At 73.5% G+C, this 17236-nt stretch carries 17 protein-coding genes; 13 read left to right on the top strand and 4 right to left on the bottom strand.

Translation table 11 applies throughout. From position 1 onward, the window contains the following. Positions 1–39: 39 nt before the first annotated feature. The 7 genes from ribH (at position 40) to QWJ13_RS00960 (ending at position 6125) form a co-directional block, all read left to right on the top strand. Complete coding sequence (gene ribH, locus QWJ13_RS00990; protein ID WP_316519866.1) at positions 40–513, top strand: 6,7-dimethyl-8-ribityllumazine synthase; 474 nt, start codon at positions 40–42, stop codon at positions 511–513. A 131-nt stretch (positions 514–644) separates the two neighbouring features. Further along, positions 645–917 carry a phosphoribosyl-ATP diphosphatase gene (locus tag QWJ13_RS00985; RefSeq protein WP_316519864.1) on the top strand — a complete coding sequence of 91 codons (273 nt, stop codon included), beginning with the start codon at positions 645–647 and terminating at the stop codon, positions 915–917. 67 nt (positions 918–984) lie between these two features. Then, the gene (hisG, locus tag QWJ13_RS00980) at positions 985–1833 is read left to right on the top strand and encodes an ATP phosphoribosyltransferase (protein WP_316519863.1); all 849 of its coding nucleotides are present in this window, start codon (positions 985–987) and stop codon (positions 1831–1833) included. Between the two features lie 139 nt (positions 1834–1972). Next, positions 1973–2413 carry a PH domain-containing protein gene (locus QWJ13_RS00975; RefSeq protein WP_316519862.1) on the top strand — a complete coding sequence of 147 codons (441 nt, stop codon included), beginning with the start codon at positions 1973–1975 and terminating at the stop codon, positions 2411–2413. 259 nt (positions 2414–2672) lie between these two features. Next, entirely contained in the window at positions 2673–4016 is a 1344-nt protein-coding gene (locus tag QWJ13_RS00970) for a hemolysin family protein (protein ID WP_316519861.1), read from the top strand. Beyond that, complete coding sequence (locus QWJ13_RS00965; protein WP_316519860.1) at positions 4013–5059, top strand: hemolysin family protein; 1047 nt, start codon at positions 4013–4015, stop codon at positions 5057–5059. Before QWJ13_RS00970 ends, QWJ13_RS00965 begins: the two co-directional genes overlap by 4 nt. Positions 5060–5138: 79 nt before the next feature. Next, positions 5139–6125 (top strand): NAD-dependent epimerase/dehydratase family protein, encoded by a 987-nt coding sequence (locus QWJ13_RS00960; RefSeq protein ID WP_316519859.1) that lies wholly within the window; start codon positions 5139–5141, stop codon positions 6123–6125. A gap of 18 nt (positions 6126–6143) precedes the next feature. On the opposite strand, the gene QWJ13_RS00955 is transcribed toward QWJ13_RS00960, so the two are convergent. Together QWJ13_RS00955 and QWJ13_RS00950 are read right to left on the bottom strand one after the other, a co-directional pair. Continuing rightward, on the bottom strand, positions 6144–8180 hold the full coding sequence (locus QWJ13_RS00955; RefSeq protein WP_316521589.1) for an AAA family ATPase: 2037 nt from the start codon (positions 8178–8180) through the stop codon (positions 6144–6146). Positions 8181–8539: 359 nt separating this feature from the next. Next, the gene (locus QWJ13_RS00950) at positions 8540–9184 is read right to left on the bottom strand and encodes a uridine kinase family protein (RefSeq protein ID WP_316521587.1); all 645 of its coding nucleotides are present in this window, start codon (positions 9182–9184) and stop codon (positions 8540–8542) included. Between the two features lie 286 nt (positions 9185–9470). Between QWJ13_RS00950 and QWJ13_RS00945 the strand changes: the two genes are divergently transcribed. Then, positions 9471–10634 (top strand): acyl-CoA dehydrogenase family protein, encoded by a 1164-nt coding sequence (locus QWJ13_RS00945; RefSeq protein ID WP_316519858.1) that lies wholly within the window; start codon positions 9471–9473, stop codon positions 10632–10634. Positions 10635–10707: 73 nt separating this feature from the next. On the opposite strand, the gene QWJ13_RS00940 is transcribed toward QWJ13_RS00945, so the two are convergent. Continuing rightward, positions 10708–11244 (bottom strand): BTB/POZ domain-containing protein, encoded by a 537-nt coding sequence (locus tag QWJ13_RS00940; RefSeq protein ID WP_316519857.1) that lies wholly within the window; start codon positions 11242–11244, stop codon positions 10708–10710. Between the two features lie 229 nt (positions 11245–11473). Between QWJ13_RS00940 and QWJ13_RS00935 the strand changes: the two genes are divergently transcribed. The 5 genes from QWJ13_RS00935 (at position 11474) to fxsA (ending at position 16463) form a co-directional block, all read left to right on the top strand. After that, on the top strand, positions 11474–11914 hold the full coding sequence (locus QWJ13_RS00935; RefSeq protein WP_238861849.1) for an Lrp/AsnC family transcriptional regulator: 441 nt from the start codon (positions 11474–11476) through the stop codon (positions 11912–11914). A 31-nt stretch (positions 11915–11945) separates the two neighbouring features. Further along, positions 11946–13586, top strand: a complete 1641-nt coding sequence (locus QWJ13_RS00930) for an amidohydrolase (RefSeq protein ID WP_316519856.1) — start codon at positions 11946–11948, stop codon at positions 13584–13586. 41 nt (positions 13587–13627) lie between these two features. Continuing rightward, entirely contained in the window at positions 13628–14080 is a 453-nt protein-coding gene (locus tag QWJ13_RS00925; RefSeq protein ID WP_316519855.1) for a GNAT family N-acetyltransferase, read from the top strand. A gap of 96 nt (positions 14081–14176) precedes the next feature. Further along, entirely contained in the window at positions 14177–15826 is a 1650-nt protein-coding gene (lnt, locus tag QWJ13_RS00920; RefSeq protein ID WP_432277404.1) for an apolipoprotein N-acyltransferase, read from the top strand. 55 nt (positions 15827–15881) lie between these two features. Continuing rightward, on the top strand, positions 15882–16463 hold the full coding sequence (fxsA, locus tag QWJ13_RS00915; protein WP_316519854.1) for an FxsA family membrane protein: 582 nt from the start codon (positions 15882–15884) through the stop codon (positions 16461–16463). A 156-nt stretch (positions 16464–16619) separates the two neighbouring features. Here fxsA and QWJ13_RS00910 read toward each other — a convergent pair whose 3' ends face one another. After that, a complete protein-coding gene (locus tag QWJ13_RS00910; RefSeq protein ID WP_031071348.1) occupies positions 16620–16994 on the bottom strand; it encodes an RNA polymerase-binding protein RbpA in 375 nt (124 codons plus the stop codon). Positions 16995–17236 lie beyond the last annotated feature (242 nt).

Below are 17236 nucleotides of genomic sequence, written 5' to 3'. Positions count from 1 at the left end.
GCGTCCGAGACGTCCCGCACCAGAGAACGGAAGACAGACATGAGCGGCCACGGAGCCCCCCAGCTGACCATCGACGGCGCCGCCGACCTCAAGGTCGCCGTCGTCGCCGCCCAGTGGCACGACAAGGTGATGAACGGCCTGCTGGACGGCGCCCACCGGGCCCTCAAGGAGCTGGGCATCGCCGAGCCGACCGTCGTACGGGTGCCCGGCACCTTCGAGCTGCCGGTCGCCGCCAAGCGCCTCGCCGAGCGCGGCTACGACGCCGTGATCGCCCTCGGCGTGGTCATCCGAGGCGGCACCCCGCACTTCGACTACGTCTGCCAGGCGGCCACCAGCGGCCTCACCCAGGTCAGCGTGGACACCGGCGTCCCGGTCGGCTTCGGTGTGCTGACCTGCGACACCGAGGAGCAGGCGATCGACCGCGCGGGCCTGCCGGGCTCCGCCGAGGACAAGGGCCACGAGGCCGTCACCGCCGCCGTCGCCACCGCCGCGGTGCTGCGCGCCGCGCTCTGAGGCGGCCCGAGCCCTCCCCGCGGTCCCGGAGCGTGGAAAGCCGCAGGACAGTCCACGGACGTCCACGGACTGTCCACCCTCCGGGACCGTTTACCGCCCGTCAGCCCACACGCCGTATGGTGGCTCCCATCATGGCTTCGAAGACATTCGAGGAGCTCTTCGCCGAGCTCCAGCAGAAGGCCGCCACCGGCGACCCCGCGTCCTCCCGCACCGCCCAGCTCGTCCAGCAGGGCGTCCATTCGATCGGCAAGAAGGTCGTCGAGGAGGCCGCCGAGGTCTGGATGGCCGCCGAGTTCCAGTCGGACGAGCAGACGGCCGAGGAGATCTCGCAGCTCCTCTACCACGTTCAGGTGATGATGATCGCCCGCGGACTGACCCTCGACGACGTCTACAAGTACCTCTAGACACCCCGCCGCACGTACCCCACGAGCACGAGCACACCCCCTCCCAACAGGTAAGGAAGCACTTCCCATGCTGCGCATCGCCGTCCCCAACAAGGGTTCTCTCTCGGGTCCCGCGGCGGAGATGCTCCATGAGGCCGGCTACCGCCAGCGGAAGGACCCCAAGGAGCTCGTCCTCGTCGACCCGAACAACGAGGTGGAGTTCTTCTTCCTCCGCCCGCGGGACATCGCCGTCTACGTCGGCTCCGGCCGCCTCGACGTCGGCATCACCGGCCGCGACCTGCTGCTGGACTCGCACTCCAACGCCGAGGAGGTGCTCGCCCTCGGCTTCGCCGGGTCGACCTTCCGCTTCGCCCGCCCCGAGGGCGTCGACGTGGAGGACGTCAAGGGCCTGGAGGGCCTGCGGATCGCCACCTCGTACACCGGCCTGGTCGAGCAGCACCTGGCCGACCACGGCGTGAAGGCGACGGTCACCAAGCTGGACGGCGCGGTCGAGACCGCGGTGCAGCTGGGCGTCGCCGACGTGATCGCCGACGTGGTGGAGACCGGCACCAGCCTGCGCAACGCCGGCCTGGAGGTGTTCGGCGAGCCGATCCTGGTCTCCGACAGCGTGGTGATCCGGCCCAAGGGCGCCGGCGAGGACACGCGGGTCGAGCAGTTCCTGCGCCGCCTCCAGGGCGTGCTGGTGGCCCGCCGCTACGTGCTGATGGACTACGACATCCGCGCCGAGAAGGTCAGCGCCGCCGTCGCGCTCACCCCGGGCCTGGAGTCGCCGACCGTCTCGCCGCTGCACACCGAGGGCTGGGTCGCGGTGCGGTCGATGGTGCTGCGCAAGGAGGCCCAGCAGATCATGGACGACCTGTGGGCCATCGGTGCCCGCGCCATCCTGGTCACCAACATCCACGCCTGCCGCCTCTGACCCCGCCGCTCGGGTGACCTGCTCGCCCGTCCGCGAGTAAAGAACGGTTCAATGGGGCGGGGACGCCGACCGCGTCCCCGCCCCGTCGCGTTGCCGCGACCAGAGCCGCCGCACACCAGAACCACCCCCGGAGACCCACGTGTCCACGCCGTCCGTCGAGTTCCCCGTCACCTGGGCGCCGCGCCGCACCCGCGCCGTGCTGCTGCCGGTCTGCGTGCTGCTGGTGGTGCTGTTCTCCGTGATGGCCGTGCTGCTTCCGGAGAACTGGCAGCTCAACGACCGGATCATGATGACGGCCAGCGGCCTCCTGTTCGCCGGCGTCGGCCTGATGCTGGCCCGCCCGCGGGTGAGCGCCGACGCGGAGGGTGTGACGGTGGTCAACTTCGTCCGCCGCCGCCGGCTCGCGTGGGCCGAGATCGTGCGGGTCAACCTCCGCCAGGGCGACCCGTGGGCCACCCTCGACCTCGCCGACGGCACTTCGCTCGCCGCGGTCGGCATCCAGCCCGGTGTCGGCCGGGACCAGGCGATCGCGGACGCCCGCGCGCTGCGCGACCTGGTCGAGCACCACGCCCAGGTCTGACACCGGGACCGCCCAGGACACCGGGACCCGAAGCCGGGACGCCCCCCACCTGGGGTTCTCCGCCCCCGGCGGGCCGGACGGGCACCTTACGCCCGTCCGGGTATGGTCTACGCTGGTAAAAGCAGGGCAAAGTTCGCCCTGCCCGAAATCGAGAGCCCGAAAACCGACCTGAGGAGTGACACTCCCCCTCGATGGACGATCCGTCCGGTAGTAGTACCTGCGCCGCCTCACTTCCGATCTCCGGAAGGCAGGCGGCACTGTGATCACCGCCTGGCTGCTGTTGCTCGCAGCCGTTCTCCTGATCCTCGCCAACGGCCTGTTCGTGGCCGCCGAGTTCGCCTTCGTGACCGTCGAGCGCGGGGCGGTGGAGCGCGCCGCCGAGGCGGGCGACGCCAAGTCCCACCGTGTCGCCAGGGCCCTGCGGCACCTCTCCTTCGAACTGTCCGGCGCCCAGCTCGGCATCACCGTCACCTCGCTGGTGGTCGGCATGCTCGCCGAGCCGGCCCTGTCCACCCTGCTCGCACCCGTGATGTCCGGCATCGGCGTGCCCGACGCGGCCGCCCGCGGCGTCGCCGTGGTCGTCGGCATGGTGCTGGCCACCGTGGTCCAGATGGTGATCGGCGAGCTGGTTCCGAAGAACTGGGCGATCTCCCGCCCGCTCCAGGTGGCCCGCGCGGTCGCCACCCCGCACATGGCGTTCTCCTTCGCCTGTCGCCCGCTGATCAGCCTCCTGAACGGCGCCGCCGACCGGACCGTCCGGGCCTTCGGCATCGAGCCGCAGGAGGAACTGGGGCACGCCCGCACCCCGGACGAGCTGGTCTCGCTGGCCCGCCACTCGGCCAAGGCCGGCGCGATAGACGAGGAGTCGGCGGCGCTGTTCGTCCGCACCCTCGGCCTGGGCGAGCTGACCGCCGAGTCCGTGATGACCCCCCGGGTGGACGTGGCCGCGCTCCAGCACGACGCCACCGCCTCCGACGTCATCAACCTGACCCGGGCCACCGGCCTGTCCCGCTTCCCGGTCTACACCGACAGCGTGGACGAGGTCACCGGCATCGTCACGCTCAAGGACGCCCTGGCCGTCCCGGCCGCCCGGCGCGGCACGGTGCGGGTCGCCGAGCTGGCCTCGCCGCCGCTGCTGGTGCCCGAGACGCTCCCCGCCGAGCGGCTGCTCGACCAGCTGCGCCGCCTCCAGCCGATGGCCATCGTGGTCGACGAGTACGGCGGCACCGCCGGCGTCGTCACCGTCGAGGACATCGTCGAGGAGATCGTCGGCGAGGTGCAGGACGAGCACGACCCCGACGACCACCCCGAACTGCTCCCGCTGCCGCCCGTCGACGGCCTGCCGGTCTGGGCGGCCGACGGCCGCGCCCGGATCGACCAGCTGGAGCGGATCGGCCTGAGCGCCCCGGACGGCCCGTACGAGACCCTCGCCGGTCTGGTCGCCGACCTGCTCGGCAAGCTCCCCGAGGTGGGTGAGCAGGCCGAGCTGCCCGGCTGGCGCTTCACCGTGACCGGCGTCGACCGGCACCGCACCACCGAGGTGCGGGTGGCGCGCACCACCGCGCCCGCGCAGTTCGACGAGCACGGGGAGGAGAGCCGATGACCGCCCTGCAACTGGCCGTCGCGCTGCTGCTCCTGCTCGGCAACGCCTTCTTCGTCGGCGCCGAGTTCGCCGTGGTCTCGGTGCGCCGCAGCCAGATCGAGCCGCTCGCCGAGGCCGGGCACAAGCGCGCCCGCACCGTGCTGCACGCGCTGTCCAACGTCTCCGCGATGCTGGCCGCCGCCCAGCTCGGCATCACCGTCTGCTCGCTGGGACTCGGTGCCCTCGCCGAGCCGACCATCGCCTCGCTGCTGGAGGGCCCGTTCCACGCGATCGGCGTCCCGTCCGGCCTGATGCACCCGCTCTCCTACGGGATCTCGCTCGCCGTGGTGGTCTTCCTGCACATGGTGATGGGCGAGATGGTGCCGAAGAACATGGCCATGGCCGGCCCGGAGAAGGCCGCGCTCTGGCTCGGCCCGCCGCTGGACCGGCTGGCCCGCTGGCTCGCCCCGGTGATCCGGGTGCTGAACGCCTTCGCCAACGGCATCCTGAAGCTGTTCCGGGTGGACGCCAAGGACGAGGTCGAGTCGGTCTTCACCACCGAGCAGCTGATGTACCTGCTGGTCGACTCCCGGGATGCCGGCCTCCTCGACGAAGGCCGCCAGGAGCGCCTGGAGGACGCCCTGGAGCTGGGCCGCCGCCCGGTCACCGAGGTGCTGCTCAAGCCCGAGCAGCTGGTCACCGTGGACACCAAGGCGACCGCCGCCGAGGTCGAGCAGCTGGCGCTGCGCACCGGCTTCTCGCGCTTCCCGGTCACCGACGGCGACCCGGCCGGCCACGGCTACCTGGGCTACCTCCACCTCAAGGACATCCTCGACGTGGAGGACCCCTCGACGCCCGTCCCGGCCCGCCTGTGGCGCCCGATCACGGTGCTGCGCGGCAGCCTCCCGCTGGACGACGCCCTCGGCGCGATGCGCCGGGCCGCCTGCCACCTGGCCGCCGTGCTGGACCAGGACGGGCGCACGCTCGGCGTGGTCATGCTGGAAGACGTGCTGGAGGAGCTGGTCGGCGAGATGCACGACCCGGACCACCGCGCCACCGCCTGACGGCGCGTTCGCTCCCGGCGATTCCGCTGAGAGCATGCGGTACTTCCATGCCCACCACCCTGGCCTCAGGGTGGTGGGCATGAGACTTCTCCTGCTGGGTGGGACCAAGTTCGTCGGACGGGCCGTCGCCGAGGAGGCGCTGGCCAGGGGCTGGGAGGTGACGGCCCTCAACCGCGGCACGCGACCCGCGCCCGAGGGTGTGCGGCAGCTGGTCGGCGACCGCACCGCCGAGGACGGGCTCGCGGCGCTGGGCGCGGGGGAGTGGGACGCGGTGGTGGACACCTGGTCCTGGGCCCCCGCGGCGGTGCGCGACAGCGCCCGCCTCCTCAACGGCCGGGTCGGCCACTACGCCTACATCTCCAGCCGGTCGGTGTACGACCACCCGGTGGCGGGCGGGGCCGACGAGAGCGCGCCGGTCGTCGACTCCTCCCCGGACCTCACCGGCGAGGTGCCGTACGCCGAGACCAAGCGCGGCGCGGAACTGGCCCTGGAGGCGGAGTACGGCGGGCAGGCGCTGCTGGCCCGGGCCGGGCTGATCCTCGGCCCGTACGAGGACATCGGCCGGCTGCCCTGGTGGCTCGACCGGATCGCCGAGGGCGGCCCGGTGCTCGCCCCGGGGCCGCGCGAGCTGGGCCTCCAGTACATCGACGTGCGCGACCTCGCGGCCTGGACCCTGGACGCCGTGGCGGCCCGGCTCGGCGGGCCGTACAACCTGGTCGGCCCGTCCGGCCACGCCACCATGGGTGAACTGCTGGAGGCCTGCGTACGAGTCACCGGCTCGGACGCCGAGCTGCGCTGGACGGCGCCGGAGCGGATCCTCGCGGCGGGCATCGAGCCGTGGACCGAGCTGCCGATCTGGCTGGCGCCCGGGGAGCTCTGCGACTTCATGCACGGCGGCTCGGTCGAGCGCGCGCTCGGCGCCGGGCTGCGCTGCCGCCCGGTCGCCGAGACCGTCGAGGACACCTGGGCCTGGCTGCGGTCGATCGGCGGCCGCGCGCCGCAGCGCTCGGACCGGGTCAGGGTCGGGCTGGACCGGGAGCGGGAGGACGCCGTCCTCAACGGCTGAACCGTCGGGGCGTGTCGGTCACCCCCGGCCGTCGATCAGCTCCCCGTACGCCTGCACCAGGTCCGGCAGCCGCAGCGTCGCCAGGTCCTCGCGGCCCGGCGGCTCGCGCAGCTGCTCCAGCCGCAGGTCCCGGTAGGCGCAGGACTTCTCGTACAGGGTGCGGATGAACCGGCCGTTGCCCAGTTCGTCGATCCAGCCCTCGCGGACCACGTGGGCGCAGATGCTGGCCAGCTCCTCGGTCGCATCCTCGTCCCAGCCGTCGCCGTCCCGGCCGGCCAGCGCCGCGCCGATCGCGGTCAGCTCGCCGGGGCGGTAGCTGGGGAAGTCGACCCGGGTGGTGAAACGGGAGTTGAGGCCGGGGTTGGTGGCGAGCAGCCGGTTCATGCCCTCGGGGTAGCCGGCGAGGATCACCACCAGCCGGTCCCGGTTGTCCTCGGCGCGCTTGAGCAGCACCTGCAGCGCCTCGTCGCCGTACGCGTCGCCCTTGGTGTAGCCGGAGTTGGAGAGGCTGTACGCCTCGTCGATGAACAGCACGCCGTCCAGCGCGGAGTCGATCAGCTCGTTCGCCTTCACCGCGGTCTGACCGAGGAACTCGCCGACCAGGTCCGACCGTTGGGCCTCCACCAGGTGGTCGCCGGAGAGCAGGCCGAGGGCGTGGAAGACCCGGCCGAGGATGCGGGCGACGGTGGTCTTGCCGGTGCCCGAGGGGCCGGAGAAGACGAAGTGGCGCTTCGGCGGCTGGACCGGCAGGCCCTGCTCGGCCCGCAGCCGTGACATCCTCAACTGGGCGGACAGCGCCCGAACTTGGCGCTTGACCGGCTCCAGACCGACCATCAGGGAGAGTTCGGCCAGGGCCGCGTCCAACTCCCGTTCGTCGCCGCCGGTCCGGGGCTCGGGCGCGGCGGCGGTGCGGGGCTGCGCCTGGCCGCGGTCGGGCAGCTGCGGTGCGGCGGGTCCGGGCTGGGCGCTCCAGCCGGAGCGCTCCCCGGCGGCCTGCGGCGCGCCGTCCAGCAGGGCGCCGCCGGTCGGCGCGCCACCGGAGGCCACGCCGGACAGCCCGCCGCCCACCACCCCGTCGCCGGAGACGGTCGCGCCGCTCGGGCCGTCCGCGTCCGCGAACTCCTCGCCGAATCCCGACAGTCCGGCGAACCCGCCGTCCTCCGGGTAGCCGACCTCGATGCCCGGCCCGCCCGCCGGAGCGCCGTCGCCCGCACTGCCGTCGCCCGCACTGCCGTCGGCCGCGGAACCGTCGGCCGCGGAACCGTCGGCCGCACCCGAGCGCCCACCCACCGGCAGCCCGCCGGTGAACAGCCCGTCCGCGAATCCGTCCGTGAGCCCGTCCGCGAGGGAGTCCTCGGCCGCGATGGCCGCCAGCCGCGTCGCGGTGTCCATGAACGCCGGGTCCGCCCGGTGCACCGCCCGGTAGAGCGGCAGCGCCGCCGCACTGCGCCCGGCGCCCTCGTACGCCCGCGCCAGCCAGTACCGCAGCTCCTTGCGCTGCGGCTGCTCGGAGCGGCAGCGGGCCAGCGAGGCGGCCAGCGGGGCCTGCGCCTGCGCGCACATGTCCAGCCGGACCCGCGCCATGCCGGCGAACAGCCCGGCCTCGATGCCGAGCAGCGGGTCGTCCAACAGCCGGTCGGTGTCCCGGATCAGCTGCTCCCAGTCCTTCAACAGGTAGGAGCGGCAGGCGTGCAGGAAGCGGGCGGACGGGTCCTCGGCAGGTGTCGGGCAGTGCTCCAACGCCCGGTCCAGCTCGGCCAGATGGCGTCCGTCCAACCAGTGCGAGGCGTGCGCCAGCGCGAGGTCTCGGGCATCCTCCAGGACGGGCTGCACCCACCAGCCCAGCCAGTACCAGGAACTGAGTGGCCGTCGGTGCAACCGCCGCTGCTCGCCGAAGCGTTGCTGGTGGCGGTGCATGGCCAGCAGTGCCGCCGAGGTGTCGCTGCGCAGCGCGTGCAGGCCGAGCCAGGCGTCGGCCATGCCCGGGTCCAACCGGACGGCGGCCCGGAACTCCTCCTCGGCCCGGGCATAGGCGCCGGCCGTGTAGGCGTCCATGGCGCGCAGCCAGGCAAGGTCGGCCAGCCGGTCCGGCCCGCCCGCCGTGCTGTCGGAACTGTCCACCGTCGTCACTCACGCCCCCCGCGGTGCGGCCCGGGGCTCGGCCGGCGAGTCGCCTGCGCCTTGCCTGGCCGGTGGTCGTCGACCCCCTGTGGCGCAACTGCGCCTGCCAGGAATCGTACCGGCGCGGGGCTGATCCGTAAGGGTGCCGTACAGGGTCAAATGCCACCGGGTGGGCGGCTGTTGGGCGTCCGGGTGGTGACACGGGTGACGAAACGGGCGGTGGGGGAGCGAGTTTCGGAAGGGAGCCGAACGGCGCCCCCGGCCCACGGGGGAACAAGCCGAGGGCGCCGGGTTCAAGACAGCCGGAATCCCTGACTCCGGGAGGCGGGGAGAACCTGGGTCCCGGCGATGTCGCAGGTCAAGGAACGGACGGAAGGTTCACCCACGGTGCCCGACAGGATCCGGCCGGTCACCCCGTCGACCCGTGTCACGGCGTACGGGCGGCTCGGATCGGCGGCGAAATGCGCCGATTCGGCCCGAGCCCAACCCGCCCAGAACTCGGCCAGTTCCGGCCCGTCCCGTTCCTCGCCGCGCCGCCGGGCCGAAGCGGCGTCCAGCTCCATCCAGACCACCCGGGCCAGCCACGGCCGCACCGCGCGCCGGCCCGCGCCGACCCCCTCCACCAGCACCACCGGGGCGACGGGCACCGCGGCCGTGCCCGCGAAGCGCCGCAGCGTCCAGTCGTACACCCGGTACTCGGCGTCCCGCCCGGCCGCCAGCGGCTCCAGCACCTGCTCACGCAGCCGGTCGGCCCATCCGAACAGCTCGCGGTGGGTGGCCAGGTCGTCGAGGTGCACCACCGGGGCCCCGCCGAGCGCCGCCGCCAGCCGTCCGGCGAAGGTGGTCTTGCCGGAGCCCGCGTGCCCGTCCACCGCGACCAGCCGCACCGGTCCGCAGGAGGGCGGCAGCGCGCGCAGCTCCGCCGCGAGCGCGGTCAGCCGCTGGTTCGGAGCGGGCCGGAATCTGGGAGGGGCGGGCCCGGGCGAGGGCGGAAGAAGTTCGGATGCAGCCACAACGTCAACCCTACGGTGCCGTAGCCCGCCACTGCGGACAGAACATCTGTGCAGGTCGTGACGGCAGCGCGGGTTTCGGGCATACTCGCCTTCGCCACGAATGTGAACGGCCGTTCACCGCGACCCGGTGCCGGTCGGGCCGATCTGCCACACCCGCGCCGGACCGGTCGACACCTGCGTCCGGCGCCCGATCGAGGAGGCTCCCGCCGCCATGACCACCTCCCCTGTGAAAGCCGTGGAGCGCCAGCTGCCCACCGAGGAGGCCCGCGAGCTGCTGAGCCTCACCCGGGACCTGGTCCAGCGCGAACTCCAGCCGCGCGCGGCGGAGGACGAGGCCGCCGGCCGCTTCCCACGGGAGGTCTTCCGCACCCTCGGCGAGGCCGGTCTGCTCTCGCTGCCCTACGACGAACGGCACGGCGGCGGCGAACAGCCCTACGAGGTGTACCTCCAGGTGCTGGAGGAGCTCGCGGCCGGCTGGCTGGCCATCGGCCTCGGCGTCAGCGTGCACACCCTGTCCTGCCACGCGCTGGGCACCTTCGGCACCGATGAGCAGCGCGACCAGTGGCTGCCCGGCATGCTCTCCGGCGAGCAGCTCGGCGCCTACTGCCTCTCCGAGCCGCAGTCCGGCTCCGACGCGGCCGCGCTGCGCACCCGCGCCGACCTCGACGGCGACGCGTACGTGGTGAACGGCACCAAGGCCTGGATCACCCACGGCGGCCAGGCCGACTTCTACAGCGCCCTGGTGCGCACCGGCGTCGACGGGCCCAAGGGCATCAGCTGCCTGCTCGTCCCCGGCACCCAGCAGGGCCTGTCCGCGGCCCCGCCGGAGCACAAGATGGGCATGCGCTCCTCGCCGACCGCGCAGCTGCACTTCGACGGCGCCCGGGTGCCCCGCGAGCGGCTGATCGGCGAGGAGGGCCAGGGCTTCCAGATCGCGCTCGCCGCGCTGGACTCCGGCCGCCTCGGCATCGCCGCCTGCGCCATAGGCGTCGCCCAGGCCGCGCTCGACCTCGCGGTCGACTACGCCCGCACCCGGCGCCAGTTCGGCCGTCCGATCGCCGAGTTCCAGGGCCTGTCGTTCATGCTCGCCGACATGGCCACCCAGATCGAGGCCGGGCGCTCGCTCTACCTCGCCGCGGCCCGGCTGAAGGACGCCGGCCGACCGTTCTCCAAGGAGGCGGCGATGGCCAAGCTGTTCTGCACCGACACGGCGATGCGGGTGGCCACCGACGCCGTCCAGGTGCTCGGCGGCTACGGCTACACCCAGGACTTCCCGGCCGAGCGCTACATGCGCGAGGCCAAGGTGCTCCAGATCGTCGAGGGCACCAACCAGATCCAGCGCCTGGTGATCGGCCGCCACCTCACGAAGGCCTGACGCCTTCCCCCTACGGCCTCCGGCCGTCACTCCAGGGTGCGGAGTGACGGCCGGAGGCGTTCCCGGCGACGGCTCAGCTGGCCTTCGCGGCGCGGGCGGTCCGGGCGTTGCGGGCGTTCATCGCGGAGCGGCGGCGCTGCTCGGGGATGGCGGACCGGAGCGCCGCGACGGTCGGCGCGGCGGGCGCGGCGGGCGTCTCCTGGGCGACCGCGGCGAGCCGCACCGCGCGGTGCGCCACCGCGTGCGAGAACGGCTGGGTACGCCAGTCCAGCCCGTTCGGGAGCTTGAACAGCGCCTCGAAACGGGCCGGTTCGGCGTCCTCCGGGGTCTCGACCTCGGCCAGCTCGTCCGTCGTCGCGCCCGAACCCGGGCAGATGGCGGGGGCGAACGGGTTCCAGGCCGTCGGCAGCAGCGCGTGCTGCGGCAGCCGCTCCTCGTCCCCCAGCAGCGCGATCGGGCGCCGGCACTCGGGGCAGTGCACCCGGAAGATGTCCCAGCTGTCCGCCTCGCCGGGGTCGGTGCCCGGCATGTGGTCGACCGCGAGGTCCTCGCGGTCGGTCATATCGTCGGTCTCGTCGGCGCCCAGCACGCGCTGGTCAGTAGCAGGCATGAGGATCCCCCTAGGATCGGGCCCGGCGTGGTCATCCAGGGCCACAACCAGCACTTCCCTGCGATTCGGACTCATAACCCTGCGCTGACGTGCACCGTGATGCACCGGGTGTGTCCTTGGCCACATCCAGTGCCACATTCACCCGGCATGTGCCCGCCTGGCACCTGCGATCCTTCCCCGTGCCACCTCGTGCGCCCCCCGTGCTCCCGACCCGGTAGGTTTGCGCACTGTGGAGGATCTCGACCAACGCATCGTCCAGCTGCTCCTCCAAGACGGCCGGATGAGCTACACGGACCTGGGCAAGGCCACCGGCCTGTCCACCTCGGCGGTGCACCAGCGAGTGCGTCGCCTCGAACAGCGCGGGGTGATCCGCGGCTACACCGCGATCATCGACCCCGACGCCGTCGACCTGGCGCTGACCGCGTTCATCTCGGTCAAACCCTTCGACCCGAGCGCCCCCGACGACACCCCCGAGCGCCTGGCCGGCCTGCCCGAGATCGAGGCCTGCCACAGCGTCGCCGGCGACGAGAACTACATACTGAAGGTCCGCGTCGGCGCCCCCGGCGACCTGGAGGACCTGCTCGCCCGCATCCGCAGCGCGGCCGGCGTCTCGACCCGCACCACCGTCGTCCTGTCCACCCCGTACGAGGCGCGACCCCCGAAGCTCTGACCCCGAACCGGTGGGGTGCAGACTTGGCGGCATGACCGAACGCACCCTCCCTCCGTGCCCGCCCTCGGGCAGGAGGGGCCCACGGACCGTCCTGCTGCGCGGCGGCGCCGTCTACAGCCCCGCCGACCCCTTCGCCACCGCGATGCTCGTGGAAGGCGGGCACGTCGCCTGGGTCGGCAGCGACGGCGCCGCCGAGGCGTACGCCGCGATCGCCGACGAGATCGTCGAGCTGGACGGCGCCCTGGTCACCCCCGCCTTCGTCGACGCCCACGTGCACGCCACCGCCACCGGCCTGGCGCTCACCGGCCTCGACCTCACCGGCAGCGCCTCGCTGGCCGCCACCCTGGCCGCCGTCACCGCCTTCGTCGACGCCCAGGGCGAGTCCGGCGGGGTGCTGATCGGCCACGGCTGGGACGAGACCGGCTGGCCCGAAGGCCGCCCGCCCACGCTCGCCGAACTCGACGCCGCCGCCCGCGGCGCCGCGCTCTACCTCTCCCGCACCGACGTGCACTCCGCGCTCGCCACCACCGCGCTGCGCACCCTCACCGAGGGCCTGGCCGAGGCGCCCGGCTTCGACCCCGAGGGCCCGCTCACCAAGGCCGCCCACCACGCCGTCCGGCAGACCGCGCTGGCCCGCCTCACCCCCGAGCAGCGCCGCAGCGCCCAGCGCGCCACCCTGGCCCGCGCCGCCGAACTCGGCATCGGCGCCCTGCACGAGTGCGCCGGCCCGGAGATCTCCTCCGAGGCCGACCTGACCGCCCTGCTGGACCTGGCCGCCGACGGCGAGGGCCCCGAAGTCTTCGGCTACTGGGGCGAGTTGGGCGGAGTCGAGACCGCCCGCAAGCTCGGCGCGGTCGGCGCCGGAGGCGACCTCTTCGTGGACGGCGCGCTCGGCTCGCACACCGCCTGCCTGCACACCCCGTACGCCGACGCCGAGCACACCGGCACCGCCTACCTGAGCGCCGAGCAGGTCGCCGACCACGTCGCCGCCTGCACCGAGGCAGGACTCCAAGCCGGCTTCCACGCCATCGGCGACGCGGCCGTCGCCGCGGTCATCGGGGGCGTCCGGGCGGCCGGCGCGCGGGTCGGCGCCGACCGGGTGAAGGCGCTGCGCCACCGCGTCGAGCACGCCGAGGCCCTGGACGACGCGTCCATCGCCGCCTTCACCGAACTCGGCCTGACCGCCTCCGTCCAGCCCGCCTTCGACGCCGCCTGGGGCGGCCCGGAGGGCATGTACGTCCAGCGCCTCGGCGCCGAGCGGGCGGCCGCCCTCAACCCCTACGCCGCCCTGCTGCGGGCCGGCATCCCGCTGGCCTTCGGCTCGGACGCCCCGGTCACCCCGCTCGACCCCTGGGGCACCGTCCGCGCGGCCGCCTTCCACCGGACCCCGGAGCACCGGATCTCGGTGCGCGCCGCCTTCACCGCCCACACCCGCGGCGGCTGGCGCGCCATCGGCCGCGACCAGGACGGCGTGCTGGTGCCCGGCGCGGTCGCCAGCTTCGCCATCTGGGCGGCCGGCGACCTGGTCGTCCAGGCCCCCGACTCCCGGGTGGCCGGCTGGTCCACCGACCCGCGCTCCGGCACCCCCGGCCTGCCCGACCTCACCCCCGGCCACCCGCTGCCGACCTGCCTGCGCACCGTGGTCCGCGGCCGCACGGTGTACCAGCGGTAACCCAGTGGAACGGCGGGCCGCCAGACTCTAGGTCGACCACCATGACCGACCTGGTGCCCGCCGATTTCACCGTCCCGCGCGAGCTGCTCGCCCCGGAGTTCCGCCTGGAGCCCCTGGGCGAGCGGCACAACGCCTCCGACCACGCCGCCTGGACCGGCAGCGTCGCCCACATCCGCGCCACCCCCGGCTGGGCCGACCGCCGCTGGCCGCCCGCCGAGGGCATGCCCCTGGAGCGCAACCTCGCCGACCTGCGCCGGCACGCCGCCGACTTGGAGGCCCGCACCGCCTTCACCTACACCGTGCTGGAGCCGGACGGCGACGAGGTGATCGGCTGCGTCTACATCTGCCGGGACCGTGACGACCCGTCCGTGGTCGCCGTCAGCTCCTGGGTCCGGGCGGACCGCGCCCACCTGGACGCCCCGCTCCACCGCGCCGTCTCCGACTGGCTCACCGACCACTGGCCGCTGCGCGACTTCCGCTACGCCCCGCGCTGACCCGGCCCGTCACCCTGGCCTCACGGGCCGTTGACCTTCCGGGGTACCTTCTTGGCACAGCGTCCGAACAGCAAGCCCCAGGAAGATGGTGCGCCGGTGGCCACTCCCGTCACCCAGGAGCGGTCCGGGACCGCGCCCGAGCCCCAGGAGCCGGAGGTGCCCCGACCGGGCCGGGGAGCCCGCGCGCTCGCCAAGGTCCGCGCCGGGCTGCCCCGCACCGGCCTCGCCGCCCTGTCCGGCCTGCTGCTGGCCCTCGCCTTCCCGCCGTACGACCTGTGGCCGCTGTCGCTGCTGGGTGTCGCCGCGCTCTCGCTGCTCACCCGGGGCCGCACCTTCCGGCAGGGCCTGTGGACGGGCTTCGCCTTCGGCCTGCCGTTCTTCCTGATGCTGCTCAGCTGGCTGCGGGTGGTCGGCTGGGACGCCACGGTGGGCCTGTCCGTCATCGAGGCGCTGTTCCTCGCCCTGCTCGGCGGCGCCCTGGCCGTCACCTCCCGGCTGCCCGGCTGGCCGCTCTGGGCGGCGTGCCTGTGGATCACCCAGGAGTGGGCCCGGGACCGGCTGCCGTTCGGCGGTTTCCCCTGGGGTCGGCTCGCCTTCGCCAACACCGCCACCCCCTACACCCCGCTGGCCGCGCTCGGCGGCGCGCCGCTGGTGACCTTCGCGGTCGCCCTCTCCGGTGCGCTGCTGGCCTGGGCCGCGCTGCGCCTGCGCGGACCGGGGAAGGCCCCGAAGGCGGCGGCGCTGGCGGCGCTCGGCGCGGTGGCCGCGCTGCTGGCCGGGTATCTCGTCCCGGTGCCCACCGCCGCGTCCGACACCGTCAAGGTCGCCATCATCCAGGGCAACGTGCCCAACCCGGGCATGGACTTCCTCGGCCGCCCGATGATGGTCCTCAACAACCACGCCGCGGCGACCGAGCGCCTCGCCGCCGACATCAAGGCGGGCAAGGTCGAGCGCCCGGACATCGTGATCTGGCCGGAGAACTCCTCCGACCTCGACCCGTTCAGCGACCCGTTGGCCCACGAGCGGATCGACGAGGCCGTGAAGGCGGTCGGCGTGCCCACCCTGGTCGGCACCCTGGTGGACGGCCCGGACGCGCAGCACGTCCAGAACGAGGGCATCGTCTGGGACCCGGTCACCGGCCCCGGTGCCTCCTACACCAAGCAGCACCCCGTCCCGTTCGGCGAGTACGTGCCCTTCCGCGCCCAGCTGATGAAGGTGATCACCCGCCTCCAGCGGGTCGCCCGGGACTTCTACCCCGGCGACCACAACGGCGTGATGCAGCTCGGCCCGGCCCGGATCGGCGACGTGATCTGCTTCGAGGTGGCGTACGACGAGATCGTCCGCGACACGGTGGACAGCGGCGCCCGGGTCCTGGTCGTCCAGACCAACAACGCCACCTACGCCAAGACCGGCCAGCCCGAGCAGCAGCTCGCGATGAGCCGGCTGCGGGCCGTCGAGCACGGCCGGGCGGTGCTGATCGCCGCCACCAGCGGCATCAGCGCGGTGATCGCCCCGGACGGCAGCGTCCAGCAGCGCACCGAGGAGCTGACCGCGGCCGAGCTGTCCGCCACCGTCCCGCTGCGCGACGGCACCACGGTGGCCGACCGGGTCGGCGCCGCCCCGGAGTGGACGCTGGCCCTCGGAGGCCTGCTGGCCTGCGGCGCAGCCGTCGCGATCGGCCGCCGGAAGAAGTCTTCGAACGGAACACCGGCCGAGCGGGAATCGTTGGACCAGGTGGTGCCGTAGCCGGCCCGGACCTCCCGTGCGGCGCGCAGAGCACCGCTTGGAGTGGATTCGTACCGTGACCCAGCAAGCTACCCCCACCCGTCCGGCCCCGCGTAGCAGGCTCCGGCGGGTGCTGCCGCTGCTGTTCACCGCCTGGCTGGTGCTGGAGATCTGGCTGCTGGTCCAGGTCGGCTCATGGCTGGGCGGCCTCACCGTCGTGCTGCTGCTGATCACGGGCGTCCTGGTCGGCGGCTCGCTGATCAAGCGGGCCGGGCTGAAGGCGCTGTCGGCGGCGATCGAGCAGAGCAAGAACCCGCAGTCCCAGCAGCCGCAGACCGGCACCAGCATGACGGTGCTGGCCGGTCTGCTGCTGATCGTGCCCGGCTTCCTGTCGGACGTGGTCGCCCTGACCCTGCTCTTCCCGCCCACCCGGGCGCTGTGGCGGCTGGCCGGGCGGCGGGCGGCGGACAAGGTGCTGCGCGGCGCCTCCTCCACCGCCGGCACCGACCCGCTGGCGGACGCGATGCGGCTCCAGGAGCAGATGCGCATCCACCGCCCGGACGGCAAGGTGATCCAGGGCGAAGTCGTCGACCCGGAGGCGGGCCCGCGCGGCCCGCAGGACCCGGACACCGGCTACCGCCCGCCGCTGGCCGGCTGACCCGGAAGGAGCCCTCGGGGGCGGCACGCGCCGCCCCCGATCCGAGGGCTCCTTCCCGTGCGGAGGAGCGCGGACACCGAAGCGCGGACAACGCGAAAGGGACCCTGGTGACCAGGGTCCCTTTTCGCGTCCTTCCGCCGCGGCGGAAGCGAGGTGTCAGGCGCTCTTACGGGTGTCCCGCGGGTGCACCGCGAGGTTCATCCCACCGGAGCGGAGCACGGCCAGCCGCTCGGCCAGCACCTCCTCCAGCTCCTCGCGCGTCCGGCGCTCCATCAGCATGTCCCAATGGGTGCGCGTCGGCTTGGTCTTCTTCTCCTCCGGCTCGTCACCATCGAGAAGTGCCGCCTCCTGGCCACAGAAGCGACATTCCCAGGTCGCGGGGATCTCCGCCTCGACCGAGAAAGGAACCTCGAATCGGTGTCCGTTCTGACATGCGTACTCGACGGTCTGGCGGGGAGCCAGATCGATACCACGGTCGGTCTCGTAGCTAGTTGCCCCGAGTCGCGTGCCGCGGAGAGCTCGCTCGCTCATGAATCGTGCCTCCCGGGCTTATGGCCCACAGGACTAGTGGTCGCTGTTCTTCGTCGTTCGGTCAACGCTCGGCTTCCGACGAAGATTCCCGTCCCGGGACATGCGTCGTCTGTCGTGCCGCCCCTGTTTGTACCCACCCGCGCCCGATTTGTCACATCTGGCCGGTGATATCACCCCAGGTGTCACGTATTTCACATCTGGTGATGGTGCGGACTTTCTGTGACGAGCGTACCGGGAAGACA

Source organism: Kitasatospora brasiliensis (assembly GCF_032654805.1).
Classification (GTDB): Bacteria; Actinomycetota; Actinomycetes; order Streptomycetales; family Streptomycetaceae; genus Kitasatospora; species Kitasatospora brasiliensis.
Note: the sequence above shows the minus strand (reverse complement) of the source record. Positions and strands in the feature narration are given on the sequence as shown.